This window comes from Collinsella sp. BG-O-102 (assembly GCF_023656745.1).
GTDB lineage: Bacteria > Actinomycetota > Coriobacteriia > Coriobacteriales > Coriobacteriaceae > Collinsella.
In genome coordinates this window covers 222,468-247,210 of the sequence record NZ_JAMOKO010000001.1, presented here as the reverse complement: position 1 = coordinate 247,210, position 24,743 = coordinate 222,468, and the positions used below count along the sequence as shown (strand labels likewise).

General features: G+C 63.6%; 21 protein-coding genes. 7 read left to right on the top strand and 14 right to left on the bottom strand.

What is annotated here, in order from left to right; all coding sequences use genetic code 11:
• Positions 1-108 precede the first annotated feature (108 nt).
• The 9 genes from NBH09_RS01140 to NBH09_RS01100 form a co-directional block, all read right to left on the bottom strand.
• Positions 109-1,086 (bottom strand): ATP-binding cassette domain-containing protein, encoded by a 978-nt coding sequence (locus tag NBH09_RS01140; RefSeq protein WP_250786820.1) that lies wholly within the window; start codon positions 1,084-1,086, stop codon positions 109-111.
• A 174-nt stretch (positions 1,087-1,260) separates the two neighbouring features.
• Positions 1,261-1,557 (bottom strand): Txe/YoeB family addiction module toxin, encoded by a 297-nt coding sequence (locus NBH09_RS01135; RefSeq protein ID WP_250786819.1) that lies wholly within the window; start codon positions 1,555-1,557, stop codon positions 1,261-1,263.
• Positions 1,558-1,559: 2 nt separating this feature from the next.
• Positions 1,560-1,811 (bottom strand): type II toxin-antitoxin system Phd/YefM family antitoxin, encoded by a 252-nt coding sequence (locus NBH09_RS01130; RefSeq protein WP_250786818.1) that lies wholly within the window; start codon positions 1,809-1,811, stop codon positions 1,560-1,562.
• Between the two features lie 175 nt (positions 1,812-1,986).
• Entirely contained in the window at positions 1,987-2,997 is a 1,011-nt protein-coding gene (locus NBH09_RS01125) for a histidine kinase dimerization/phospho-acceptor domain-containing protein (RefSeq protein ID WP_250786817.1), read from the bottom strand.
• Positions 2,994-3,680: a response regulator transcription factor gene (locus tag NBH09_RS01120; RefSeq protein ID WP_250786816.1), complete on the bottom strand. Its 687-nt coding sequence runs from the start codon at positions 3,678-3,680 to the stop codon at positions 2,994-2,996. Before NBH09_RS01120 ends, NBH09_RS01125 begins: the two co-directional genes overlap by 4 nt.
• Positions 3,681-3,792: 112 nt before the next feature.
• Positions 3,793-4,632 (bottom strand): ABC transporter permease, encoded by an 840-nt coding sequence (locus NBH09_RS01115; RefSeq protein ID WP_250786815.1) that lies wholly within the window; start codon positions 4,630-4,632, stop codon positions 3,793-3,795.
• Complete coding sequence (locus NBH09_RS01110) at positions 4,632-5,465, bottom strand: ABC-2 family transporter permease (RefSeq protein WP_250786814.1); 834 nt, start codon at positions 5,463-5,465, stop codon at positions 4,632-4,634. The genes NBH09_RS01115 and NBH09_RS01110 overlap by 1 nt, the downstream gene beginning before the upstream one ends.
• The gene (locus NBH09_RS01105; RefSeq protein ID WP_250786813.1) at positions 5,462-6,175 is read right to left on the bottom strand and encodes a lantibiotic protection ABC transporter ATP-binding protein; all 714 of its coding nucleotides are present in this window, start codon (positions 6,173-6,175) and stop codon (positions 5,462-5,464) included. The genes NBH09_RS01110 and NBH09_RS01105 overlap by 4 nt, the downstream gene beginning before the upstream one ends.
• A gap of 55 nt (positions 6,176-6,230) precedes the next feature.
• Entirely contained in the window at positions 6,231-6,368 is a 138-nt protein-coding gene (locus NBH09_RS01100) for a hypothetical protein (RefSeq protein WP_250786812.1), read from the bottom strand.
• A gap of 187 nt (positions 6,369-6,555) precedes the next feature.
• Here NBH09_RS01100 and NBH09_RS01095 point away from each other — a divergent pair, with 187 nt between their 5' ends.
• From NBH09_RS01095 to NBH09_RS01070, 6 genes are all read left to right on the top strand, one after another.
• Complete coding sequence (locus NBH09_RS01095) at positions 6,556-7,158, top strand: protein kinase family protein (protein WP_250786811.1); 603 nt, start codon at positions 6,556-6,558, stop codon at positions 7,156-7,158.
• A 54-nt stretch (positions 7,159-7,212) separates the two neighbouring features.
• A complete protein-coding gene (locus NBH09_RS01090) occupies positions 7,213-8,640 on the top strand; it encodes a DUF6273 domain-containing protein (RefSeq protein WP_250786810.1) in 1,428 nt (475 codons plus the stop codon).
• Between the two features lie 571 nt (positions 8,641-9,211).
• Positions 9,212-11,551 (top strand): heavy metal translocating P-type ATPase, encoded by a 2,340-nt coding sequence (locus tag NBH09_RS01085; RefSeq protein ID WP_250786809.1) that lies wholly within the window; start codon positions 9,212-9,214, stop codon positions 11,549-11,551.
• Between the two features lie 152 nt (positions 11,552-11,703).
• The gene (locus NBH09_RS01080) at positions 11,704-11,925 is read left to right on the top strand and encodes a heavy-metal-associated domain-containing protein (protein ID WP_118335404.1); all 222 of its coding nucleotides are present in this window, start codon (positions 11,704-11,706) and stop codon (positions 11,923-11,925) included.
• A gap of 51 nt (positions 11,926-11,976) precedes the next feature.
• Positions 11,977-12,246, top strand: coding sequence for a metal-sensing transcriptional repressor (locus tag NBH09_RS01075; protein WP_250786808.1), 270 nt, complete (start codon positions 11,977-11,979; stop codon positions 12,244-12,246).
• 145 nt (positions 12,247-12,391) lie between these two features.
• Complete coding sequence (locus tag NBH09_RS01070; RefSeq protein ID WP_250786807.1) at positions 12,392-12,865, top strand: hypothetical protein; 474 nt, start codon at positions 12,392-12,394, stop codon at positions 12,863-12,865.
• A gap of 133 nt (positions 12,866-12,998) precedes the next feature.
• Here the strand turns inward: NBH09_RS01070 and NBH09_RS01065 are convergent, their stop codons facing one another.
• From NBH09_RS01065 to gltB, 5 genes are all read right to left on the bottom strand, one after another.
• Positions 12,999-14,369 carry an amidohydrolase family protein gene (locus tag NBH09_RS01065; RefSeq protein WP_250786806.1) on the bottom strand — a complete coding sequence of 457 codons (1,371 nt, stop codon included), beginning with the start codon at positions 14,367-14,369 and terminating at the stop codon, positions 12,999-13,001.
• A gap of 475 nt (positions 14,370-14,844) precedes the next feature.
• Entirely contained in the window at positions 14,845-15,924 is a 1,080-nt protein-coding gene (locus tag NBH09_RS01060; RefSeq protein WP_250786805.1) for a hypothetical protein, read from the bottom strand.
• A gap of 204 nt (positions 15,925-16,128) precedes the next feature.
• Complete coding sequence (locus tag NBH09_RS01055) at positions 16,129-16,836, bottom strand: hypothetical protein (protein WP_250786804.1); 708 nt, start codon at positions 16,834-16,836, stop codon at positions 16,129-16,131.
• 415 nt (positions 16,837-17,251) lie between these two features.
• Positions 17,252-18,733 (bottom strand): glutamate synthase subunit beta, encoded by a 1,482-nt coding sequence (locus tag NBH09_RS01050; protein ID WP_250786803.1) that lies wholly within the window; start codon positions 18,731-18,733, stop codon positions 17,252-17,254.
• Positions 18,734-18,738: 5 nt separating this feature from the next.
• Positions 18,739-23,436: a glutamate synthase large subunit gene (gltB, locus tag NBH09_RS01045; protein WP_250786802.1), complete on the bottom strand. Its 4,698-nt coding sequence runs from the start codon at positions 23,434-23,436 to the stop codon at positions 18,739-18,741.
• Positions 23,437-23,895: 459 nt separating this feature from the next.
• On the opposite strand from gltB, the gene gpmA reads away from it, so the two are divergent.
• Entirely contained in the window at positions 23,896-24,669 is a 774-nt protein-coding gene (gpmA, locus tag NBH09_RS01040; protein WP_089572215.1) for a 2,3-diphosphoglycerate-dependent phosphoglycerate mutase, read from the top strand.
• Positions 24,670-24,743 lie beyond the last annotated feature (74 nt).

Below are 24,743 nucleotides of genomic sequence, written 5' to 3'. Positions count from 1 at the left end.
TTTCCTGGTGCCGCAGATTGCCCCGAAAGAGGAGCGACGCGTACTTTGGTACGCGAGCAACGGTTTGATGGGCAAGGTGCGGTACCAGGGGAAGCCGCAGCGAAGCCGCTACAGCGTAGCCTCCATCCCCGTGAGCTTAAGGAATATGTCCTCCAGCGACTCGGCGCGCTCCTCCAGCCGCACGACGCCGATGCCTCGCTTCGCGAGCCCGAGCGTCACCTGCCCGGCGGTCGCGTCGTCCACGGCCTTGATGCGCAGCCACTCCCCGTCGGCCACCGCGCCCGGCAGCGCCCCCGCCGCCGCGGCGTTGTCCGTGGTGCGCAGCGCCAGCCATCGGCGCGCGCGGGCGTGCAGGTCGGCCATGCTCCCCTGCCAGACCATGCGGCCCCTGTTGATGATGCCCACGTGGTCGGCCATCTGGTCGATCTCGGAGAGCAGGTGGCTGGAGACGATGACCGTGCAGCCGAAGCGCCCCGGCATCTCGCGCACGAGCTGGCGGATCTCGTGGATGCCGGAGGGGTCGAGGCCGTTCGTCGGCTCATCCAGGAGCAGCAGCCTTGGGTGCCCCATGAGCGCGGCGGCGATGCCCAGGCGCTGCCTCATGCCGAGGGAGAAGTGTCCGACGAGCTTCCGCTGCGTCTTCGCGTCGTCCAGGCGCACGACCGAAAGGACCTCGTCGATGCAGCTCTCGGGCAGCCCGCGCAGGCGCCGCACGATCTCGAGGTTCTCGCGCGCCGTGAGGTGCGGGTAGCAGCTGGGGGCCTCGATGAGCGAGCCCACTTCGCGCAGCACCTCGAGGCGGTTGTCCGGGGTCATCTCCCGCCCGAGCACGACGGCCTCGCCGCCTGATGCGTGCACGAGCCCGAGCAGCATCTTCATCGTGGTGGACTTGCCCGCCCCGTTGGGGCCGAGGAAGCCGTAGACCGCGCCCTCGGGCACCTCGAGGTCCATGTCGTCCACGACCGTCGCGTCGCCGTAGCGCTTGGTGAGCCCGCGGGTGGATACGGCGAGGGACTCGCCCGAGGCGGCCGGCGCCGGCGCCCCCTCGACCGTCCCCGCCGGACGTTCCAGTACCTGAGAAGTCATATCGTGTCCCCTTCTTGTGAATGCGTTCGTACGCGCCGTCTCTGTCGGCGCGGTTACATTCTTTCGCGGAAGGGGCACGGAGCCGGCGCCGCTGGGCCGGTTGACACCTTAGGGTGACAGCGGGTTTCAGAGGCGGAGATGATGTCGATGAGGGTCGCGTACAGCGTCCAGCCGTTATCGCACCCCGTCATAATGCGTCCACATGCGAACGACCTTGACCGCACCCTCATAGAGGGCGCCGTCCCTCTCAATCTCCTCTTTGATTACTTCGTAAACGAAGCGGTGTTGCAGGCTGATGCGGCGAGAGTAGAGGCCAGATAGATTGCCAACGAGGGCCTCATAGCGCGGAGGAACCTTGAAGGGATCCTCCCGCACTGCCGCGACGAGCGCCTTCGCCTTGCCGGCAAGCCCCGCCGCCTTGAGCTGCTTTGCATCCTTCTGGGCCTGCTCGGTGAACACGACAAGCCACATGGCTACCAGTCCAGCGCGTCTTCGGTGGCGCAATTCTCGACCGGCTCCGCCTTCCCTGCAACAATCGACTCGGCAACGCCGGGAACACCCATGAGATAGAGCGTCTCCTCGATAGAGGCCCACTCATCCTCTCCGACGAGCACGGCACCCTTACCGCGACTGTTCGTGATGGCCACCGGAGCGCAGTCCTCGTTGACGCGCGCGATAACGTTGTACAGGTCCTTGCGTGCCGCCGTTGCCGTAATAGAAGTCATGCGGCCTCCCTTCTCAAAAGCGTACGCTTTTACGTACGTCTATGGTAAGACGGAGAGACAAGGGTGTAAAGTCCCCTCGCTGCGCACGCCCACATCCGATATGGATGAAGAGTCGGCTGGGGCAGTCAGGCATCCCCGTCAATCGGTTCTATTTCACTGTTGCGCACTTCGGAGCTTAGCCTCGCGAATCCGCATCGGGTTCCGACCGCCCCTCGCCGTCCCGCTCGTCCTCCCGCCAGGCGGCGATGATGTCGATGAGGGCCGCGTCCAGGCGGTGGGTGGCATCGAGGATGGCGCGGGCCTCGTCGGCCTGCTCGCCCCGGAGCCGCCCCTCCTCGAGGTCGGCGGCGAGGAGCTCGGCGTTGCCCTGGATGAGGGTGAGCGGGGTCTTGAGCTCGTGGGCGAGCGTCTCCATGCGCTCGCGCCGGGTCTCCTCGGAGGCCATCTGCTCCTCGAGCGAGCGTTTAAGCGAGACCCGCATGCGCTCCATCGCGGCGAGCACGTCGTCGACCTCGGCAACGTCGCTCGTTCCGACGGGCCTGTCGAGGTCGTCGGCGGCAACGGCGTTCGCCGCCGCCACGAGCGGCTCCATCTTGCGCGTGAGCACGCGCGCGGCGCGCAGGGCGACGAGAACGACCATGAGAACCGTGCCGATGATGGTCGAGGCGAGCCAGAGGTCCTGGGGGTTCGGCCAGGACGCGTCCCGTGCGCGGTCGGCCCAGTGGGGCATCATGTCCCAGGAGATTGCCGCCCAGGTACCATCGGCGAGCTTCACGGCCGCCACCCGCGCGTACGAGCCGGACGAGACGTCGGGGCCGGGGCGGGCGGACGTCTCACCGGCGGCAGCTGCGGAGGAGACCGACGTCTGGGCGCTGGCGAGTGCCTCCTCCCCCATGTCCGAGAAGAGGACGCTGCCCACGGCCGAAAGCCGCGCCACGCGGTATGCGGTGGAGAGCGAGTCGGGATCAAGATGACCCGCCGAAGCGATGTCGCCGACAGTCTCGTCCGCATGGGTCGAGCCCCAGTCCGCCGGGAGCACCTCGCCGCGCGCCATCGCGCCGAAGAACAGTGCCCAGGGCCCGCCCACGGTCAGCAGCGCCCCGAACAGGACGAGGGCGAAGTAGCGACCGACTACGAGGGCAAGCGGGACGCGAATGCGGCCGTCCAAACCGCGAAGACGGCTCATCTCCCCGCCTCCCACTTATATCCGACACCCCACACGGTGGCGATGGGGTCGACGCCCGCAGCCCGGAGCTTGGCACGCGCCTTGCCCACGTGGACCGAGACGGCCGCGTCATCCGCCTCGCTCTCCCAGCCCCGCACCGCCTCGCGAATCTGCGACCGGCTGTAGGCGCGACCGGGATGCTTGGCGAGAAACTCGCAGATGCCATATTCGGTAGGCGTGAGGGGGACGGGCGCGCCGGTCGAGCCGTCGGGAGCTGTCACGTTGAGCTCGCGCGCCCCGAGGTCGAAGCGTGCACGTCCGAGGTCGAGCACGCTCCGGCGCACCCGGCGCTCGCGGCGGAGCGACGCAGCCACCTTCGCGCGCAGCTCCGCCACGCCGAAGGGCTTGCGCACGTAGTCGTCGGCGCCGAGGCCGAGGCCCAGCACCGCGTCGTCCTCGGTGACCTTGGCCGTGAGGAACATGATGGGCCCGTCGAAGCGGCCCCGGACGAGGCGGACCAGTTCGAAGCCACCGAGACCGGGCATCATCACGTCCGTGAGGATAAGGTCGTAACGAGAGAGATCCATCGCAGGGACCGTCGTTGGGTCGTCGGCGCACTCGACCTTGTGACCGTCGCGGGAGAGAGCCCGCTCGAGCAGCTGAAGTATGGCGCGGTCGTCGTCGACCGCAAGGATGCGGGCCATCACACTCCCCCTCAATAGCGGATTTGCTCGTTCCATCCTAGTTCATGTTACCCGTGCGAGATCGAACGATGGCAGACGCGTGGCGAGCGGAACGGCAGGCACCCCCGCGAGCTCACTCGCCCTTCCTCCCCTCTTCGAAGAAGCCAATCCAGACGAGAAGGACGACAAGGCAAATCGCCGTGACCACCAAGGCAAGGACAGAAGTCACCTCAAGCTGCCATATCACCGCGCGCAAACCCGTATCCGTGGCAAGCCCAAGCTCCACGAGCAGCGACCCCAGCCGCTCCGCCCAGGCGAACGGCACGTAGCCGAGCACACCCGACGAGGCCGCGGTGAGCTCGCCGGTGACAAGCCCGTGCGCGAGGCCGCCCACGGCGAAGAGGGCGCAGGCGAGGCCCGCCGCGCCGACCCCGATGGCGGCGTTTCTGCCGAGGGCGAGCGCGAGCCAGGCCGACGCGACGTAGAGCACGAGCGAGCCCGCCGCCATGCCCGCGGCGGCGCGGGCGTAGACCCCTGCCGAGAACGCGTCGCGCCCAAAGGCACCGATCACGCCGGCAAATGACCCGAGCGCCACCGCCATCGCAATGATGCCGAGCAGCCACAGCACGAGCACGCGCGCGGCGAGGGCGATGCGCCTCGACGGCAACGCGAGCAGGTTGGAAAGGCCGGACGCCTCGCGCTCACCGTCGATATCCAGGCCGCACACGATCGCGACCATGAGGGGCATGAGCGCGCCGATAAGCTGGACGAACGCGTCCGTTCCAAGTCGCGGATCCCACGGCGCCACGCCGAAGTATGCCCCGCAGGCAACGCCGGCGATAAGGCCGCACGCCAGGTGCAGCGCGATCAACGGGGAGCGCTTGAGCCGCACGCACTCCGAGAGCACGGCGCGCCATAGGGACATCCGGGACGTCTGGCCAACGCTCGAGCCAACATGCCTTCCGCTTCCCATCACAGTTCCTCCGATCCCCTGAACCAGACCGCACCGACGAACGTGAGCAGCACGAACGCCGCCGCGCAAACCGCGAGCGCCGCCGCCTGAACAGGCCCGAAGGACCCGATCGCAGCCGCGAGCCCGGGCGACGCCGAGAGCGGCTCGGCCGTGGGCAGCACAGGCAAGAAGGCGCTCGGCATGATGACGGAGGCCGCCGGCGGAAGCGCCCACCACAGGCCTCCCACCGCGGACCACGCGAAGCCCCCGCCGATCTGCACCGCAAGCGGGCCCAGTACGCCAGCGAGCATGCCGACCCGGCAGACAAGGAAGAGCGTCACCGGAATCATCCACGACGTCGCGATGACGCTCGTCACCGCAGCGGCCGCCATCGCGGGAACCGATGGCCCACCCGGGTTCACGACGGCACCCACGAGGTACACGGCGAGTACGCAAGCGTTCGAGAGCGCCGAGAGCGCGAGGCACCAGAGCGCCTTCGCCCACCAGGCCTGTCCGAGCGGAGCCGGGCTGGAGAGCGGCACGTGGCCGCGCAGCCGCGCATCGTAGTTGGCCACGCACGCGGAGATGAGCGTGAGCGCCACGGGCAAGAGCAGCACGTAGTAGTAGTTCCATGCCGAGAACGAGAGCCCGGCACTCATGCCGAAGCGCCCCGAGAGCGGGCCGAAGAGCAACGGGAACGGCAACGCAAGCGCGATGGCGACCTTGACCGGCGCCCCGTGGGAGCTCTTCAGCGCCTCGGAGCGCAGGGCGCGGAAGAGGCCGGGACGGCGCGCTGATCCCGCCTGCGGCACCGGCTTCTCGACGCGCTCGGACACAGCAGCAGACCGGCTCATGCGGCCACCCCCGTCCGTCGGCACACGTCCATGAACAGGGCCTCGAGGTCCTGGCCCCTCTGAAGCGGCGCCTGGTAGGCGAGCCGGCCGCCCGTAATGATGCCGATGTCATCGGCCGTCTGCTCCACCTCACCCAGGATATGGCTCGATACGATGACCGTGATGCCGCGCTTGGGGAAGCTGCGGATGAGCCCGCGCAGTTCCTCGATGCCGATGGGGTCGAGCCCGTTGGTGGGCTCGTCCAGGATGAGAAGCCGCGGGCTCGCGAGCAGCGCGATCGCGATGCCGAGCCGCTGCTTCATCCCCAGGCTGAAGCGCCCGGCGCGCTTGGACCCGGTGTCTTTAAGGTCAACCGTCTCGAGCACCTCGGCGATGCGACCCTCGGGGATGCCCAGCAACGTGGTGCGCACGAGCAGGTTCTCGCGCGCCGTGAGGTTGGGGTAGAGCGGCGGCTGCTCGATGAGCGAGCCGATGGAATACAGGTCGTTTCGACTCCACGGATGGCCATCGACCAGGATCTGCCCCGAGGTGGGGCGCAGCATCCCCGTGACCATCTTGAGCGTGGTGGACTTGCCCGCGCCGTTGGGGCCGAGCAGGCCGTACACGCGCCCCTCCCCCACGTGCAGGCTCACGCCGTCGACCGCCATCTGCGCGCGGCTGCCGCGGCCGAACCGCTTCGTGAGCCCGCGCGTCTCCAATACGTATGCCATGAGAGCCTCCATCCCAAGGATTACTTACTTGCAATTCCTAGGGTGAAGGCCGTTTCTAAAGAAGCGTTAAAGGCCGGAAGATAAACTCACGATAGCTGCCCGGGACAAGGGTCAACTGCAATTGGGGCAGGCCGCACAGCGCCTGCGGGGGCCTGCCGCCGATGTCGCGCATCGTCGGCGTCAACAACGTCATGGCACACAACACCTAGTGCGGACGGCGATCGAAAGACGGTCGCCGCCCGTCTTTCGTCTTCTACCTTCTGCGTCGTAAACGACAATACTCAACGGTATACGTGGGCAGCGCGGCTATCATAGTACCTTATCGATATCCGCACTGCCCACGTATACGCGCGGCAACCCATGCCAGACAAAGGAACGCCATGGATACTACCGATAGCGCCTATGGCGACAAACTCATCCGTCTCGATACGTTCGATACCGCCGTGGCGGTCAACCCCAGCGCCGAGGACGACGCCAAGCGTCGGTTTATGACGCTTATTCTTCAAACGACCCGTCGCAACAACGGCAACATCGGGCACGTACTGCGCGCGACCAACACGAGCGGCGAAGCCTTTGCCGTCAAGCTACTCAAGGACAACGCCATCCTTTCCGGCCAAGCCCTCGACCGCTCCGCCGAGCAATCGGCCGCGCACCTGGCCAACACCGCCGCTCTGTTCGAGGAGTACCGTCATCTGTGTACCGTCTCGCACCTGCGCGGATTTCCGCGCGTCTATGGCTACGGATCGTGTGAGGATGACCCGCTCATCCTCATGGAGTGGGTCGAGGGCACCTCGCTCAAGCAGGCGCTGCCCCTGCTTCCGCACGACGCCTCGGGCGGGCTGACCACCCAGATGGTCGCCGCCGTCGGAAACGCCGTGCTTCGTGCGCTCTTGATGACCCAAGGCCTCGTGAATCCGGTCGTCCATCGCGACCTGTCGCCTGCCAACATCATGTTCCGCACCACCAGCCGAACGCTCGAGTAGCAGATCGTCGATTGCTCCTTTGACCCCTGCCTCATCGACATGGGCTCCGCGACCATGGCCCTCGGCGACGACACGATCACCCGGCGCGCCGACATCTGGCGCTTTGCCACGCCCGCATACGCCGCGCCCGAGATGCTCACGCAGGATATCGAAGGCATCGCGGCCCTTCGCCGCTCGCCCGCGATCGACGTCTATGCGCTTTCGAGTATTCTGTACCAGCTCTACAGCGGTCGCAAACCGTTCGATGTCGAGTCGACGGGTGCCGCGGCAACCGGCTCGTTCTGCCTCATAAAGACCAAGACCAAGCCGGCACCGCTCGAGCCGCGATGCAATGACGACGAGGCACTCGTCCAGATCATCATGAAAGGTATCTCGGTTGAACAGGGCGATCGCCCCACCGAGCAGCAGATGCTCGAGGCGCTCTCGGCATACCTCCCCGCTGCAGAATCTGAGGGCTGCGAGGGCGCGGGCAATGACGCCGTAATCGACATCGACTCCGGTACGCACCTTAAGGTCGACGTCGCCGGCGAGCGCGCACGAGAGATCCTGGAGCAGGCCTGTCACGATGCCATGACCCGCCGTCGCTTTATTATCGGCGGCGTCGTTGCAGTCGTTGCGGGGCTCGGCGTCATTGGCGCGGCGACCCGTGGCTTTGGCATCCCCGACTACCTGGACGGTATCCGCAGCTCGCTTGACGACTACACCTGGGCTCAGCTGCAGGAAATTTCGCTCATGATTAAGGCCGCCGGGACCCGTAGCGAGGCACGCGAGATTGCCAAGCGCTATCATCTGCTCGATGCCGATGGGCATATCCCCTATCCGTGCACCAAGCGCGTCACGCTCACCAACGGGCTGGAGGTCGGCGCACAACTCGTGGGCATCCGCCACGACGAGCTTCTGGACGGGACGGGCAAGGCCGGACTGACGTTTATGTTCGATGCCGGCATTGCCGAACGCGACGCCGCGGCCCAACCATTGAGCGCCGGCTGGGCAGATTGCGAGCTGCGGGAATGGCTCGACAACGACGGCCTTGAGCTGCTGCCCAACGAGTTGCGCGTGCTCATCAAGTCTGTCAAAAAGATCTCGAATAACGTTGGCGCCGCCAGAAGCGCATCGTGTCTGAGCGAGTTGTCCGCAACCCTTTGGCTGCCCGCCATGGTCGAGCTGTGCGGTACGCAACCGCCCTATTCGTTTGCCGAGGGCTATCACTTTTTGGCCGACATCTACAACGGCGAGGGCAAGGAGTACCAACTGTTCCGCGAGCTTAAAGTGAGTCCGTATTCCACGAACGAGACGATGGTTCGCCAGTGGAAGGGCAAAGACACCTGTTGGTGGGAGCGCACGGTGAGTCCCGACACATCGGAGAGCGAAGGCACGCTCTACATGAACCGTGTGGGCCACGACGGCGACGCCTTTATGTACGCCACGCCCGCAAGCAAACCCGACAAACGGACCTGCGTGATCCCCGGGTTCTGCCTCTAGGGAGCGGGTGTCTTGCCGTAACGGAACCCCTCCCCGGCAATTGTCTCGATCTGTAACACTAGCTCGGCAGATACAAGTCTAGATGTTACAGAACGAGACAAACCCCAGCCCCGCGAGACAACATCTCAATCTGTAACAGTAAGGGGTCAAAAACCTCTCTAGATGTTACAGATCAAGACATTTGAGTTGACCGCGGACGGCCTGTCTCGATTTGTAACAGTTAGAGGTCATATTTGCTGCTAGATGTTACAGATTGAGACATTGAGTTTCCCGCCAACTGTTTATCTTGGTCTGTAACAAATACTCGGTAAAACGGGGTCTAGTTGTTACAGATCGAGACGTTAGTTTTCGGCTGAAATGTTTGTCTAAATCTGTAACAGCTATGGTTCAAAAACCGGTCCAGACGTTACAGATTGAGATGTTTGGCAGAGGCGACCATTGATCGAGCCGCCACCCTCATCTGTAATGAAAAGTCATACATTCCAACTATTACTAGACACCCCCTGGGGGTATGGGTGTATAGTATCTGCGGGTTAACAATTCCAACACCGAACTACAGAAAGGAGAAGCCATGGCTCAAGATACGTTCGACGTGGGCGGCATGACATGCGCCGCTTGCCAGGCGCACGTGGACCGCGCCGTCAGCAAGCTCGACGGCGTCCAAAGCGTCGCCGTCAACCTGCTCGCCGGCTCCATGCTGGTGGACTATGACCCCGCGCAGGTCTCCCCCGACGACATCTGCACCGCTGTCGATCGCGCGGGTTACTCGGCCTCGCCCGTCAGTACGGGCACCGAAACCGCCCCCAACGGCAGCGCGCAAGCCAGGTCCGGCGCCGCCCATATGGAGTCGCCCACCAAAAAGCTGGAGGCCGTCGCCTCCGCCATGCGCACCCGCCTCATCATCTCGATCATCTTCCTCATCCCGCTGTTCTACATAGGCATGGGACACATGCTTGGCTGGCCGCTGCCCAGCGTCTTCACCGACCACACCCACAGCATGACGTTGGCGCTCACCGAGCTCGTCTTGCTCATCCCCATCGTCTACGTCAACGACGCGTACTTTATCAACGGCTTCAAGTCGCTCGTACACGGCGCACCCACCATGGACGCGCTCATCGCCGTGGGCGCCACCGCTTCCATTGCCTGGTCGCTCTACGCCATGTTCATCATGGCCGACCAGCTAGCCGCAGGTCAGATCCACGAGGCCATGATGACGGGCATGGACAACCTGTATTTTGAGAGCGCCGGCACGATCCTGTCGCTCGTCACCGTGGGCAAATACCTCGAGACGCGCAGCAAATCCAAAACCGGCGGAGCCATCGAGGCGCTCATTGACCTGGCGCCCAAGACCGCGACCGTCGTGGCCGAGGGCGGTACCGAGGCCACCGTCGACGTCGACAGTATCCTTCCCGGCCAGGTGCTGCGCGTGCGCCCCGGCGAGTCCATCCCTGTCGACGGCGTGGTACTCGAGGGTAGCTCGGCCGTGGACGAGAGCGCGCTCACCGGCGAGTCCATCCCCGTGGAAAAGACCGCCGGCGACACCGTCAACGCCGCCACGGTCAACCGCACCGGATCGTTTACCTTCCGTGCCACGCGCGTGGGCGCCGACACGTCGCTCGCCAAAATCATCCAGCTCGTCGAGGACGCCAACGCCACCAAGGCGCCCATCGCCCGCATGGCCGATAAGGTCGCTGGCGTGTTTGTGCCCGTGGTGTTTGCGATCTCGGCCGTGACCTTTGTGGCGTGGATGGTGCTGACCGGCAGCGTAAACGAGGCGCTTACCTCCGCCGTGGCCGTGCTGGTGATCAGCTGCCCGTGTGCGCTGGGCCTGGCCACGCCCGTCGCCATTATGGTTGGCACCGGCAAGGGCGCCGAGATGGGCATTCTGTTTAAGAGCGCCGAAGCGCTGGAGAATCTGCGCAACGTGGGCACCGTGGTGCTCGATAAGACCGGCACCGTCACCCGCGGCAAACCGGCTGTGACGGATATCGTGGTGGCCACGCGCACTGACGGCTCGCCCGCCATGAGCGAAAAGGCGCTGCTCAAGCTGGCCGCCGCGCTGGAACGCCAGAGCGAACACCCACTGGCCGAGGCGATTATGGCCGAGTGCGAGACGCGCGGAATCGTCGCACGCATGGTCGAGGACTTTGCCGCCGTGCCCGGGCGAGGCGTTACGGCACGCGAGGGGCACAATGTCATCGCAGCCGGCAACGTGCGCCTGATGAGCGAGCTGGGTATCACCGTGCCCGCAGGACTTGCGGGGCGATTTGCCGCCGATGGCAAGACGCCGCTGTTCTTTGCCAAAAACGGCGAGCTTGCCGGTATCGTCGCCGTGGCCGACGAGGTTAAGGAGACAAGTGCCGAGGCCGTTACCGCGCTGCGCTCGCTCGGCGTCGACGTGCGCATGCTCACCGGCGACAACCGCGTGACGGCCGAGGCCATCGCCCGCCGCGTGGGACTCACCAGTGAGCAGTTTATCGCCGACGTCCTGCCCGCCGACAAGGAACGCCACGTGCGCGAACTGCAGGATGCGGGCAGCAAGGTCGCCATGGTGGGCGACGGCATCAACGACTCCCCCGCCCTGGCGCGCGCCGACGTTGGCCTCGCTATCGGCACCGGCGCCGACATCGCCAAGGAGGGCGCCGACGTGGTGCTCATGCGCAGCGACCTCATGGACGTCGCCCACGCCATCGAGCTGTCACGCGCCACGATTCGCAACATCAAGCAGGATCTGTTCTGGGCGCTGTTCTACAACGGCATCGGCATTCCACTCGCCGCGGGTGTGTTCTTCCCCCTCACCGGCTGGCAGCTCTCGCCGATGTTTGGCGCCGCGGCCATGAGCCTGTCGAGTGTCTGCGTCGTGTCCAATGCGCTGCGCCTGAAATCCTTTAAGCCTAAGACGGTGCGCTGATGCACCCAACCTTGCCCCTCAAACCGTCGCTCGCGTACCCAAGTACGCTTCGCTCCTCTTTCGGGGCAATCTCAGGCACCTCAGCGCACCTTTAAGATGACGCTGTTCACGACTAAACTGTCAGATAATCTCAATCGATAAGGAGTACACCCATGCATTACACAATTAAGACTTCCGGCCTTATGTGCGGCCACTGCGACGCTACTGTCGAGACCGCGCTGCTCAACGTGGCCGGCGTGACCGATGCCGACGCCGATCACGAGACCCAGACCGTCCAGGTAGAGTGCGCCGACACCGTGACCGCCGAGCAGCTCGCCGACGCCGTCGAGGGCGCGGGCGAGAAGTTCCACGCCCTGTCTGTGACCGCTGCGTAGCAGCTACCAGAGGCATTCGACCCCATCGACCAGAAACGAGGACCCGCCATGATGGCAGACCACAAATCGGTGACCCGCATGCTCAAGACGGCGCGCGGCCAGATTGACGGCATCTTGCGGATGGTCGAGGAGGATCGCTATTGCGTCGATATCTCCACGCAACTCATGGCCACGCAGGCACTCATCGCCCGCATTAACGCCGACGTGCTCAAGGCGCATATCGAGGGCTGTGTCGCGTCGGCCATCGAATCGGGCGACGAGGAGCTCAAAGCCGCCAAGCTCACCGAGATAGAGCGCGTCGTCGACAAGCTCGCCAAGTAATTGGTGCATTGGGAACAAACTTCTTTGCACCGTCTTGGTGTTCGGGGACAGGTACGTTTGCACCACCTTGGTGCAGATTAACCCGTCCCCAATGCACCAAAAGGGGTATAAAGGCGTGCAGCATATCGAACGAAAGGCAATTCGCATGAATGACTTTATGAAGGGTCGTAACGGCGCCGACGAGCTCACCATCGTGCTGGGCTTCATAGGAATTATTTTCGCGATGGTCGGATCGATGGCTCACATCCAGTGGCTCAGCTGGATCGCCATCGCCGTAATCGTACTCGGCGTGCTGCGCGGCCTGTCCAAAAACATCGACGCGCGCCGCAAGGAAAACGCGGCCTTTGTCGCCGCGACCGCTAACGTCCCCGGCCTGGGCAAGTTCGTAGCGAGCTTGGGTAGCGGCGCCGCGGCTGCCAACGCCTCGCGCACGGCCGGTACCAGCAAGGAAGACTTTGAGCGTGCCAAGCGCACGGCCAAGAAGATGTGGAAGGGCCGCAAAACCACGGCATACCTCAAGTGCCCCAACTGCGGCCAGATGCTCTCCGTCCCCAAGGGCAAAGGCAAGATCCGCGTCACCTGCCCCAAGTGCCACGCCAAGATGGAAACCCGCTCTTAGCGCCCGCACGCGGGACAAATTAATCAGGTTTGTTTGTCCCAAATCTTAAGTATTTGTTCGATAAAAAAGCCGAGGCCTCGTGTTGAGACCTCGGCTTTTTGTATGTGGCAACGGAGCTACACCTTTGTCACACCTATGCCACACCGTCGCGGGCGAGCTCCTCGGCCAGCGCCTCGGCCGGCATGGCCATAATCGCGTCGAGCTCGGCGTCCACCTCGGGAATACGCTTTACCTTGAGCTTGCGTACCAGATCACCGCGACACATCACATGTATCGGCTCACGCAGAGCGCACAGGTCATCGAGCGGATTCTTGCGCGTCACCAGGATATCGGCGGCCTTGCCGCACTCGATCGTACCGGTCTCGCCGCCCAGCCCCAGGAGCTCGGCATTGACCTGCGTAGCCGTATGCAGCGCGAAGGCGTTGCTCACGCCGACATACTTGGCAAAATAGGCAACCTCGCGCCACATGTCGTACTGCGTCACGAACGGGCAGCTCGAGTCCGTACCCAGGCCCACCTTAACGCCAGCTTCCAGTGCGGCGCGGGCGCTCTCGATGATGCCCGAACACACGATGTCGCCGTTCTTCTTTTGCGTATCGGTAGAATGGGTCTTTTCCGGGTCGAGCAATACAAACGGCAGCGCCGGGCTGATAGTGCAGGTCACACTCGGAGCACGCCCCTCGAGCTGCGTGCCCGCGGCGCCACGGTACAGCTCCAAGATTTCGGGTGTCAACGGAGCGCCGTGCTCAATCGTGTCAACGCCGGCCTCAAGCGCGGCCTTCACGCCCTCGGTACTCTCGACATGGGCCATAACCGGAAGGCCCATATCGTGCGCCGCCTTGCATGCCGCCGCGGCAACCTCCACTGGCATACGCAGCACGCCCGGCTCGCCCACCTCGGTCGCATCGAACACGCCGCCCGTCACGAACAGCTTAATGACGTCGGCACCACGCGCATACAGGTCGCGCACCTGTTCGGCTGCCTCGGCGGGACTGTTGGCCACCTGGGCGAACAGGCCCGCACCATGGCCGCCCGGCACCGTGATGCCCGTTCCCGACGCCACCAGGCGAGGACCCTGATACTTGCCGGCATCGATAGCATCGCGCACGGCCAGATCGGCAAACAGCGGGTCGCCCGCGCCGCGCACCGTGGTCACGCCGCTTGCTAGCTGCTGCTGGGCACTGCCTTTGAGGATGCGGCGGACGATGGTGCGGCCCACGGGATTATCGAGCTTCTTCATCAGCGCGCCCGCATCGCCGGCCGAGACAGGCTTGCCCGAGCCGCACAGGTGCACGTGCATATTGATGAGACCGGGCATGAGATACGCACCACCCAGGTCGATAACCTCGGCACCCGCGGGCGCCTGCGCCACAGCACTCGGCCCCATCCATGTGATGACACCGCGCTCAACGGCCACGGCCATATCGGGTTGCGGCTCCATATGCTCCGAACCATCCAGAATGGTCGCATTGATAAACAACGTAGAACGATCGGCAGACGCCATATCGAGCTCCTCCCTCACGATTAACTTGAACATTTGTCCATTATTACCTAGCGCGGCGGAATTGCTGCGGACATATCGGTTAACGGAGCAAGAAGGAGATGCGGGGAACGAAATGCGTTGCAGTCCCACCCCAGCGACATCAGGAAAATGTCTAGATCTGTAACAGGTAGACCGGGTTTTAGCAGCCAGATGTTACAGATCGAGATCTTTCGGCACCGCGTCCAACCTTTGTCTCGATCTGTAACAGTTAGAGCGGTTTTTGGCCGTTAGATGTTACAGATTAAGATATTCTCCAGCCCTGTCGTCAAACATCTAAATCTGTAACAAGTAGACAGGTTTTCGGCCTCGAGATGTTACAGATTGAGATCTTTTAGCGGCAGCCAACCTTCTGTCTCGATCTGTAACAGCTACGAGGCCAAACGGCCCCTTGTTGTTACAGATCGAGACAAACTCGGCAGAAACAACCACATTCGCGTCAGTTGCACCCCTTAGCACCATACCACTGACGCTTCCATCCCTCAGCCAAATCGGCCCGCTGCGAAATACCCGCCAGCCTCATCTTTTCAGCCAGCTTCCCTGGGTTCTTGAGCTCATCAAACGTAAACCTCAGCACCTTATGTCCGAGCATCGTCAGATGAGACTCTCGCTGACGTTCTGCCACGAATGGGTCGACCGACTCCCGACCCTCGTCGTTCTGTAAGGCATACTTTCCCTTTCCATCGAGCTCGCCAATCACGCACGTCCCGTCCTCTAGCCTCCAGAAATAATCAACGCGAAACACTTGGCTCGAATCAAGCGGGTCACGAAACTCCACCTGCAACTCTGGCACCGGAAAACCGTATGCAATAAAGAACGCCCGGAACCGAGACTCGCCACCGTTTTCGGACAGCCCGTCCGCATGCGACGCAATCACCTGAGCTCTGCGATACCCGCGTCTGCCCTCGCAATCGGCCTGGAGCCGTTCGCAGAGGTCGTCGCGCGATATGCCCTTCGCCCGCAGCGCAGAATCGGCGATCGCCAGACCATACGAAAACGGCGCACGCAGCAGACAATCCTTCACCGTGCGCCAAAACGACGTCACCCGCACGCCATCAACACGCTCGAGCGTGCCCGCCATCTGCGGACGCAACAACCTGCAGCCGCTGCTCAACGTCACCGAGCAACCTGTCTTAACAAGATATCGTGGCCCAAGCAGATCATTCGGCACCTCCAAACCCCACAAAAGTGCCGCGTCATAACCCCAAAACGCCCAATCGGGATGAAACTCTGCAAGCCCTTTGATGGTACGCAGCGCTCGCTCCGCCGGTGTCAACGTATCCCAATCATGTTGAAAACAGAACAGATACGACTCGGGCTCCGCGATATCGTCGGTTCCGACATGGCGTCGCAGCCACATGAGCTCGGCATTGTCATGCGTTGCGAGCAGTGCACCTTGCTCGGTCGCCTCCGTGAGCCGCGCGAGCATCCTGCTCCGCGCCAACGTGTTGCGAGTCGTATGCTTGTGTTTGAAAACGGTATTAGACACTTCCATCACCACATCGGACAACTGGACCATCGTCACCGTTGCCGCCGCCGACAAACGTCTCGATCTGTAACAGGAAGACCAACTTTTGGCCGCTAGATGTTACAGATTGAGACATCCCCCCCAACCAGGTGCCAAACGTCTTGACCTGTAACAGGTAGACGTTCTCCAGGTCCCTAAACGTTACAGATCGAGACATAAAGACAGAGGGCAAGGCAGGCGACAGCTGCCCATCCCCTACTTCCACTCCTGCTCGTAGATGTTGAGCGACTTTACGTACCGCCCCCGGGCGCCCATGATGTCGCGGACCAGGCGCAAGAAGAAACTGATGCACGAGGTGTCAAAGCCATCCTGCAGGTCCTCCGGATGCACCGCACCCGGCCCATCGACTGCCGTGTCACTCAGGCGCGCGATGTCGTACAGATAGAGCTGTCCCGCCGTCAGCCAGACATCGTCGACGCAGGCGAGGCGCACCGCAATCGCTCCGTCGCTCCAATGCTCCTTTTGCACGATATGCGGGTCGTAGACATCAAAGCGACGGTCGGCGCGCGTGTCCTTCAGCGCGACCATACCAGTCGCAGGATCCTTGTCCAAAATGCCAAAGCGCGAGAAATACTGCGTGTCGCGTACCTGCTCGAGCCGCTTGAGCGCGGCAGGCGAAAGCGATGTCGGCGGCTCTTCAACATACAGCTCGAGCAGCGTCTTGCCATGGCGATAGGGGCGCTCGAAGAGCAGCCAATCGGTAAATGCCATGTTGTAGGCCATGATTTCGTTTTGCGAAGGCTCGGTGCAATAGCTGAGCCACGGGTCGACAATGATCTCGAACTGTTCGCGCGCCGGCTCCAAAAACTGGAACTTCCGCAGCATCCAAAAATGGGCCATGTCGGCAATATCGTTGCCGACGGCTTCGGCTAGCTGCGCTCGGTCTAAAACGTGGTCAGTCACGGCATCCTCCTCAAACTGATGAACCTCAATTTGAGCTTACGAGGAGGGTGGGCAGCCACTGTCAGCACGGACAAAATAGGCCTCCGGCTGCAAACCAACTGCCGACCAAACACTTGACGGGATGCTTGACCGAAAATGCGCACCGCAAAGAAACGGCAGGTAGATATAGACAGCTGACCCGCCATTTTGAGCCAGATGCCCGCTGCCACCACAGAAACAGCAGAGCACCACAGTCGCAAACGTCGACGAATGAATACTTGTACGTCGACAAATGACAAAGTCGCCCGCAAACCCGCAAGGAGTGTCCCCGAATGCCGGCACATAAGGAACGCCCCCAGCTGCCGGCACTTGGGGACGTTCCTTTTGGGCCGGCCGTTGGGGACAGCCCTTGACGATTCAGCTGTGGACAGCCGCCTTACAGCTCCAGCGCCGCGGCGGCTTCGGCAGCGCAGGCCAGGGCGTCGGCCATGGCGCTCACTACGAGCGAGCTGCCGTTGCGGGCGTCGCCGGCCACATACACCGGCGCGGCATCTGCGGCGACGCCGTCGACACGCGCCGCAAGATGCGAGCCCTCGGCGACCATCACAGGCAGCGGGCGGCCCGCCGTGGCAACAGGTACGCCGACAGCTTCGAACACGCTGCGCTCCGGACCCGTAAAGCCACAGGCGATGAGCACCAGCTGGGCCGGCACCTCGTGCTCGGAGCCCGCGATGCGTTCGGGCTTGCCGGCCGACCAATCCAGATCGACCACGCGCAGGCCCGCTGCCGCGCCCTTCTTGTCCAGCAGCACCTCGAGCGTATCCACGCCCCAGGCACGCATCTCGCCGCCCATGGCAGCGATAGCCTCCTGCTGGCCGTAATCGGTCTTCTTAACGTTGGGCCACTGCGGCCAGGGGTTGCTCGCTGCGCGCGCATCAGGCGCGGCCGGCAAAAACTCAAACTGGCGCACGCTGCGCGCGCCCTGGCGCACCGCGGTACCCACGCAGTCGTTGCCGGTATCGCCGCCGCCAATGACCACAACGTCCAGGCCGCGCGCGTTCACTGCGGGCTCGCCGCCATCGAGCACCGAGACGGTCGAAGCCGTCAGGTAGTCCACGGCATACACCACGCCGGGAGCGTCAATGTTCGCAGCCGAAAGCCCGCGCGGGGCACGGGCACCAGCTGCCACCACGACAGCGTCAAAACCATTGAGCTTGGCCGCCACCGCAGGGTTCGTAGCGTCAGTGCCCAGCTCAAAGACGATACCCAGCTCGCGCATGAGCGCCACGCGACGCTCGACCACAGACTTCTCGAGCTTCATGTTGGGAATGCCGTACATGAGCAGGCCGCCCGGGCGGACGTCACGCTCAAACACCGTCACGCGGGCACCGCGACGCGCAAGCTCCCATGCAGCCACCAGGCCAGCCGGGCCAGAACCAACCACGGCGACCGAGGGCGCGTCCTCCCCCGCCGGCTCAAAGCGACGCGGGCCACCGTTTGCCCATTCGTGGTCGCTGATTGCGCGCTCGTTATCGTGAATCGTCGTGGGCTGGCCGTCGACCGATCCCAAGTTGCACGCGGCCTCGCACAGCGCCGGGCACACACGGCTCGTAAACTCGGGCATGGGCGAGGTGAGCGACAGGCGCTCGGCAGCCTCGTCCCAACGGCCGCGGTACACCAGCTCATTCCACTCGGGAATCAGGTTGTGCAGCGGACAGCCGCTCGGGCGCGCCTTGCCAAAGCTCGCGCCCATCTGGCAAAACGCCACGCCGCACATCATGCAGCGGCTCGCCTGGGCACGGCGCGCGTCGTCATCGAGCTCCACGTACAGCGGGTCAAAATCATGGCTGCGCTCCTCCACGGGGCGAAGCTCGTGGGTCACGCGATCGATATCAAGAAAAGCACCGGGCTTACCCATGGCACTTACGCCTCCTTCTTGGTCGAAGCAACAGAGCTGGCAGCCACGGACGCAGCGTCCGCGGCACCGCCCGCGACATCAAAGCGAGCGACATCCGCGGCGCTCGCGCGACCGGTCACAATGTCAAACGCCAGCTCCTCTGCCTGCGCATGCGTCTTGCCGGCAGCCTCGCCCGCAGCGACAATCGCCAGCACGCGCTCGTACTCGGTCGGAATGACCTTCACAAAGTGCTTGCTCATCGTCTCAAAGCTGTAGAGCAGCTTAATGCCGCGCGGGCTCTGCGTCGCGTCCACGTGCTCCTGGATGAGTTCTCGAATCTGCGCCAGCTCGCCGGCCGTCGGGGCCTTGAGCTCAACGCTCTCGTGGTTCACACGGGCATCGAGCGTACCGTACTGGTCAAAGACATAGGCCACGCCACCCGTCATGCCGGCGGCGAAGTTCTGCCCGACCTCGCCCAGGATGAGCGCCAGACCGCCCGTCATGTACTCGCAGCCATGGTTGCCGCAGCCCTCGACTACCACGGTGGCGCCGGAGTTGCGCACGGCAAAACGCTGGCCGGCAAGACCGTTAATGAAGCCGCGGCCGCTCGTGGCGCCAAAGAACGCAACGTTGCCCACGATGATGTTCTCGTCGAACTTGTAGGTCGCATGCGGGTTGGGGCGCACCGACACCTCGCCACCCGAAAGGCCCTTGCCAAAGTAGTCGTTGGCGTCGCCGCACACGTTGAGCGTAATGCCGCGCGGCAGGAAGGCGCCAAAGCTCTGACCGGCCGAACCATCGCAATCGATGGTGATGGAGCCGGCGGGCAGGCCCTCGGGATGTGCCTTGGTCACCGCGTTGCCCAGGATGGTGCCCACGCAGCGGTTGACGTTGGCGATATCGGCGCGGAAGCGAATCGGACGCAGGTGCGCACGGGCATCGGCCGTATAGGGCACAAACAGCGTGGAGTCGAGCGTCTTGTCGAGCTCGCTGTCCGCGGCCATCTGCGGGAGGAAGTGGCGACCGTCGGCACCCGGGATATGGGCACCGAACTCGCAGGTCGCGCTCGCCAGCACGGGCGACAGATCGAGCAGGTTGGCCTTGCGGTTGCCCGGCACCTCGATCTGGCGCAGGCACTCGGGATGGCCGACCATCTCGTCGACGGTGCGGAAGCCCAGGGTCGCCATGACCTCGCGCAGCTGCTCGGCAACAAAGAGCATAAAGTGCTCAACGTGCTCGGGCTTACCGCGGAAGCCGTGACGCAGACGGCAGTTTTGCGTCGCGATGCCGGCCGGGCAGGTATCCTGCTGGCAGTCGCGCTGCATGAGGCAGCCCATGGAGATGAGCGGCATGGTTGCAAAGCCAAACTCCTCGGCGCCCAGCAAGCAGGCGACGGCAACATCGGTGCCGTCCATGAGCTTGCCGTCGGCCTCGAGCACCACGCGGGAGCGCAGGCCGTTTTGCAGCAACGTCTGCTGGGCCTCGGCAAGGCCGAGCTCCAACGGCAGACCGGCGTGCCAAATGGAATCGCGCGCCGCGGCACCCGAGCCGCCGTTATGGCCGCTGATCAAAATCTTGTCGGCGGCACCCTTGGCCACGCCGGTAGCAATGGTGCCGACGCCGGCCTCGCTGACCAGCTTGACCGACACGCGCGCGCCGGGGTTGGCGTTCTTAAGGTCAAAGATCAGCTCTGCCAGGTCCTCGATGGAGTAGATGTCGTGGTGCGGCGGAGGCGAGATCAGGCCGATGCCGGGCGTGGACTGACGGACCTCGGCGATCCAGGGGTAGACCTTCTTGCCGGGCAGGTGGCCGCCCTCGCCGGGCTTGGCGCCCTGGGCCATCTTAATCTGAATCTCAAAGGCGCTGCACAGGTAGCGGCTCGTCACGCCAAAGCGCGCGCTTGCCACCTGCTTGATCGCGGAGTTCTTGGAGTCGCCGTTGGCCAGCGGGGTCTCGCGACGCGGGTCCTCGCCGCCCTCGCCCGAGTTGGAACGGCCATGCAGGCGGTTCATGGCGATAGCCATGCACTCGTGCGCCTCTTTGCTGATGGAGCCGTACGACATGGCGCCGGTGTTAAAGCGGCGGACGATGTTGAGCGCGGGCTCCACCTCGTCGAGTGCCACCGGGGTGCGGCCGCCGGCATCAAAGTCCAGCAGGTCGCGCAGGCGCACGGCACGGCCGGTGCGGTGCAGGCGGGCGCTGTACTCCTTAAAGGTGTCGTAGCTGTCCTCACGGCAGGCGGTCCGCAGCAAGTAGACAGTCTGCGGATCGATGAGGTGATCCTCGCCGCCGAGCGGGCGCCACTTGGTCAGGCCCAGTGTGGGCAGCTGATCGGGAGCCGGACTCTTAAGGATGGCGAGCGCGGCGTCATAGCGCTCATTCTGCTCGCGCTCGACATCTTCGACGCCCATACCGCCCACACGGCTCACCGTGCCGGCGAAGTACGCGTTGACGAACTCCGGCGTAAAGCCCACGGCCTCGAAGATCTGCGCAGAGTGGTAGCTCTGCACCGTGGAGATGCCCATCTTGGACATGATGGAGACGATGCCCGCCGTCGCAGCCTTGTTGTAGTTGGCGATGCCCTGCTCGGCCGTCACGTCCAGGTCGCCGCGTGCAGCCAGATCTCGGATGCACGCATGTGCGTTGTACGGATAGATGCCACTCGCAGAGTAGCCCACCAGTGCCGCAAAGTCATGCGGGGACACGGCGTCGCCGCACTCCACCACGATGTCGGCAAAGGTACGCACGCCGGCGCGGATCAGGTGGTTGTGCACGCAGCCCACAGCGAGCAGCGACGGCACGGGCACCTCGCCCGCAGCGGCACGATCGCTCAACACCACGATGTTCACGCCGTCGCGGACCGCAGCCTCAACGTCCTCGGCAAGCTGCTTGAGCGCAGCCTGCAGTGCGCCCTCGCCGGCGTCGCGGCGGTAGACGGCACGGAAGCGGCGAGTCTTAAAGCCCACGCGGTCGATGGCGCAGATGCGGTCAAACTCTTCCTCGTTGAGCAACGGGCGCTCCAAGCGCACCAGCTGGCAGGCCGTGCGGGAATCCTCGAGCAGGTTGCCGTGGTTGCCCAGATAGAGCGTGGTCGAAGTCACCATATGCTCGCGAAGGGCATCGATCGGCGGGTTCGTGACCTGAGCGAATAGTTGATAGAAGTAGTCAAAGAACGAGCGCGTCTTCTTGGACAGGCAAGCCAGCGGCGCGTCGATGCCCATCGAGGCGAGCGGCGCCTTGCCCTGCTGGGCCATGGGACGCACGACCTCGTCAACGTCATCCCAGTGGTAGCCGAGCTTGGCCATACGCACGGCGACGGGTACCTCGGCGTCCTCGGCGGGCGTTGTCGCAACGGGCTCATCAAGCGCGTCAACGGTCAGCGTCTCCTCGGCAATCCAGTCGCGGTAAGGCTTTTCCTTGGCATAGCGGGCGCGCAGCTCGTCGTTGTAGATGACGCGGCCGCGGGCAAAATCGACCTCGAGCATCTGGCCCGGCCCCAGACAGCCGCTCGTCAGGATGTTCTCGGGGCTTACCTCGATGGTACCCACCTCGCTTGCCAGCATAAAGCGACCGTCGCGCGTCACATAGTAGCGGGCGGGACGCAGGCCGTTGCGGTCGAGAGCAGCACCCAGGGTACGGCCGTCGGTAAAGGCGATGGCGGCAGGGCCGTCCCACGGCTCCATGAGCATGGACTGGTAAGCGTCGTAGGCGCGGCGCTCCTCACTCAGGCTGTCGTTATGGTCCCACGGCTCGGGCAGCAACATGGACGCGGCACGCGTAAGCGGGCGACCGTTCATAACCAAAAACTCGAGCACGTTGTCCAGAATCGCGGAGTCGGAACCCTCGCGGTTGATGATGGGCATCACGCGCTCAAGATCATGCTGCAGCACGGGGCTGTACAGGTTGGGCTCGCGGGCGCGAATCCAGTTGACGTTGCCCTTGAGGGTGTTGATCTCGCCGTTGTGGATGATAAAACGGTTGGGGTGCGCACGCTCCCAGCTGGGCGTGGTGTTGGTGGAGTAGCGCGAGTGGACGAGCGCAACGGCCGTCTTGACAGCGGCGTCGTTGAGATCGATGAAGAAGCGGCGCATCTGCGTGGCGACGAGCATGCCCTTGTACACGATAGTGCGCGAGCTCATGGAGCAGACGTAGAAGATCTTGTCGCGCAGGGCAAACTCGGCATCGGCCTTCTTCTCGATAGTGCGACGGCACACGTACAGGCGGCGCTCGAAGGCGTCACCCGCCGGCGTATCGTCGGGGCGGCCCAGAAAGGCTTGCAGAATGGTGGGCATGCAGGCGCGTGCCGTCTCGCCCAGGTCGTGCGGGTCGACGGGCACCTCGCGCCAAAAGAGCAGCGGCACGCCGGCCTCGGCGCAGCCCTCCTCAAACACGCGACGGGCATCCTCTACGCCCTTGTCGTCCTGCGGAAAGAACAGCATGGCCACGCCATAGTCGCCCTCTGCCGGCAGAATCTGGCCGCACTTTTGAGCCTCTTTGCGAAAAAAGTGATGCGGAACCTGGAACAGGATACCGGCACCGTCGCCGGTGTTCTTCTCGAGTCCCGTGCCGCCGCGGTGCTCCAAGTTGACCAGAATGGACAGCGCGTCGTCCAGAATCTGGTGATGGCGCTCACCGTTGATATCGGCAAGTGCGCCGATGCCACATGCATCGTGGTCGAATTCGGGGCGATAAAGGCCCTGCTGTTGAGCGGAATCTGCCTGCATCGCGATCCTCCCCTAGATATTTAGACAGTCAGTTGAATAGGCATAGTAGGAGCATCAGGGCATCGTTGTGTTTCCCGCCCGTTTCGAAACAATCGCGTAACGCACACCTTACGAGTGGGCACCGCCGACCTCAAGGGCGGCAACAAGGCGCCCAAGTTCGGCTTGTAAGCTCACCGCTTCAAACATCTCAATCTGTAACAGGAGGAACCGATTTTGGCGCCTAGATGTTACAGATTGAGATTTTCTGCGGGACGGTTTTGGTTTGTCTCGATCTGTAACACGAAGGGTCGGTTTTGGCGGCAAACTGTTACAGATCGAGACATTTCGGCAGCCCCCTTTCACCATCCCATTCAAATACAACAATTTTGTTAGTCTTGGTTAACTTTTAAGCTTAAAACGGGTATCCTTTGCGGCGTCAAGCAAACGGCACGCACACCGTGCCAGATCAAGGAGGCCCCTATGGCGCACCAAGCAGACCAGCAGACGATGCAACTCGTCCTCATCCGTCACGGAGAGTCCGAGTGGAACAAGCTCAACCTGTTCACCGGCTGGACCGATGTTGAGCTCACCGACACGGGCCGCGAAGAAGCCGCAGCAGGCGGTCGAGCCCTCAAAGAAGCCGGTTTCGACTTTGACGTCTGCTACACTTCGCGCCTCAAGCGCGCGATCCACACCCTCAACATCGTGCTCGGCCAAATGGATCGCGAGTGGCTGCCCGTCATCAAATCCTGGAAGCTCAACGAGCGCCACTACGGAGCGTTGCAGGGTCTCAACAAGGCCGATGCCGCGGCGGAGCACGGCGACGAGCAGGTGCTCATCTGGCGCCGCTCCTTCGATATCTGCCCGCCGGCACTCGAGCCGAACGACGCGCGCGATCCCCACACCCAGGAGCAATACCGTGATGTCGCGCCCGATCAGCTGCCCTATACCGAATGCCTCAAGGACACGATCGCCCGCGCCTGGCCCTATTTCGAAGACGAGATTCGCCCCCAGATGCTCGCCGGCAAGCGCGTACTCATCGCCGCACACGGCAACTCCCTGCGCTCACTCGTCATGAAGCTCGAGCACCTCACGCCCGAGGAGATCCTCAAGGTCAACATCCCCACCGGCGTGCCGCTCGTCTACACCTTCGATACCGATTTCAATGTCCTCGACAAGCGCTACATCGGCGACCCGGCGACCATCGCCGCCAAGATCGACGCCGTGGCCAATCAGGGCAAAGCGCACAAGTAGCCCCAACCCAAATCCGACGCGTGGCGCCGCACGACCCAGATGCGACGTCACGCCGCCCATACGCAGGAGCGCAC

Bases quoted from the DNA above. Each gene is read 5' to 3' on its own strand.
- NBH09_RS01140 (WP_250786820.1), bottom strand. From the start codon at position 1,086: ATGACTTCTCAGGTACTGGAACGTCCGGCGGGGACGGTCGAGGGGGCG.
- NBH09_RS01135 (WP_250786819.1), bottom strand. From the start codon at position 1,557: ATGTGGCTTGTCGTGTTCACCGAGCAGGCCCAGAAGGATGCAAAGCAG.
- NBH09_RS01130 (WP_250786818.1), bottom strand. From the start codon at position 1,811: ATGACTTCTATTACGGCAACGGCGGCACGCAAGGACCTGTACAACGTT.
- NBH09_RS01125 (WP_250786817.1), bottom strand. From the start codon at position 2,997: ATGAGCCGTCTTCGCGGTTTGGACGGCCGCATTCGCGTCCCGCTTGCC.
- NBH09_RS01120 (WP_250786816.1), bottom strand. From the start codon at position 3,680: ATGGCCCGCATCCTTGCGGTCGACGACGACCGCGCCATACTTCAGCTG.
- NBH09_RS01115 (WP_250786815.1), bottom strand. From the start codon at position 4,632: ATGGGAAGCGGAAGGCATGTTGGCTCGAGCGTTGGCCAGACGTCCCGG.
- NBH09_RS01110 (WP_250786814.1), bottom strand. From the start codon at position 5,465: ATGAGCCGGTCTGCTGCTGTGTCCGAGCGCGTCGAGAAGCCGGTGCCG.
- NBH09_RS01105 (WP_250786813.1), bottom strand. From the start codon at position 6,175: ATGGCATACGTATTGGAGACGCGCGGGCTCACGAAGCGGTTCGGCCGC.
- NBH09_RS01100 (WP_250786812.1), bottom strand. From the start codon at position 6,368: ATGACGTTGTTGACGCCGACGATGCGCGACATCGGCGGCAGGCCCCCG.
- NBH09_RS01095 (WP_250786811.1), top strand. From the start codon at position 6,556: ATGGATACTACCGATAGCGCCTATGGCGACAAACTCATCCGTCTCGAT.
- NBH09_RS01090 (WP_250786810.1), top strand. From the start codon at position 7,213: ATGGCCCTCGGCGACGACACGATCACCCGGCGCGCCGACATCTGGCGC.
- NBH09_RS01085 (WP_250786809.1), top strand. From the start codon at position 9,212: ATGGCTCAAGATACGTTCGACGTGGGCGGCATGACATGCGCCGCTTGC.
- NBH09_RS01080 (WP_118335404.1), top strand. From the start codon at position 11,704: ATGCATTACACAATTAAGACTTCCGGCCTTATGTGCGGCCACTGCGAC.
- NBH09_RS01075 (WP_250786808.1), top strand. From the start codon at position 11,977: ATGGCAGACCACAAATCGGTGACCCGCATGCTCAAGACGGCGCGCGGC.
- NBH09_RS01070 (WP_250786807.1), top strand. From the start codon at position 12,392: ATGAATGACTTTATGAAGGGTCGTAACGGCGCCGACGAGCTCACCATC.
- NBH09_RS01065 (WP_250786806.1), bottom strand. From the start codon at position 14,369: ATGGCGTCTGCCGATCGTTCTACGTTGTTTATCAATGCGACCATTCTG.
- NBH09_RS01060 (WP_250786805.1), bottom strand. From the start codon at position 15,924: ATGGTCCAGTTGTCCGATGTGGTGATGGAAGTGTCTAATACCGTTTTC.
- NBH09_RS01050 (WP_250786803.1), bottom strand. From the start codon at position 18,733: ATGGGTAAGCCCGGTGCTTTTCTTGATATCGATCGCGTGACCCACGAG.
- gltB (WP_250786802.1), bottom strand. From the start codon at position 23,436: ATGCAGGCAGATTCCGCTCAACAGCAGGGCCTTTATCGCCCCGAATTC.
- gpmA (WP_089572215.1), top strand. From the start codon at position 23,896: ATGGCGCACCAAGCAGACCAGCAGACGATGCAACTCGTCCTCATCCGT.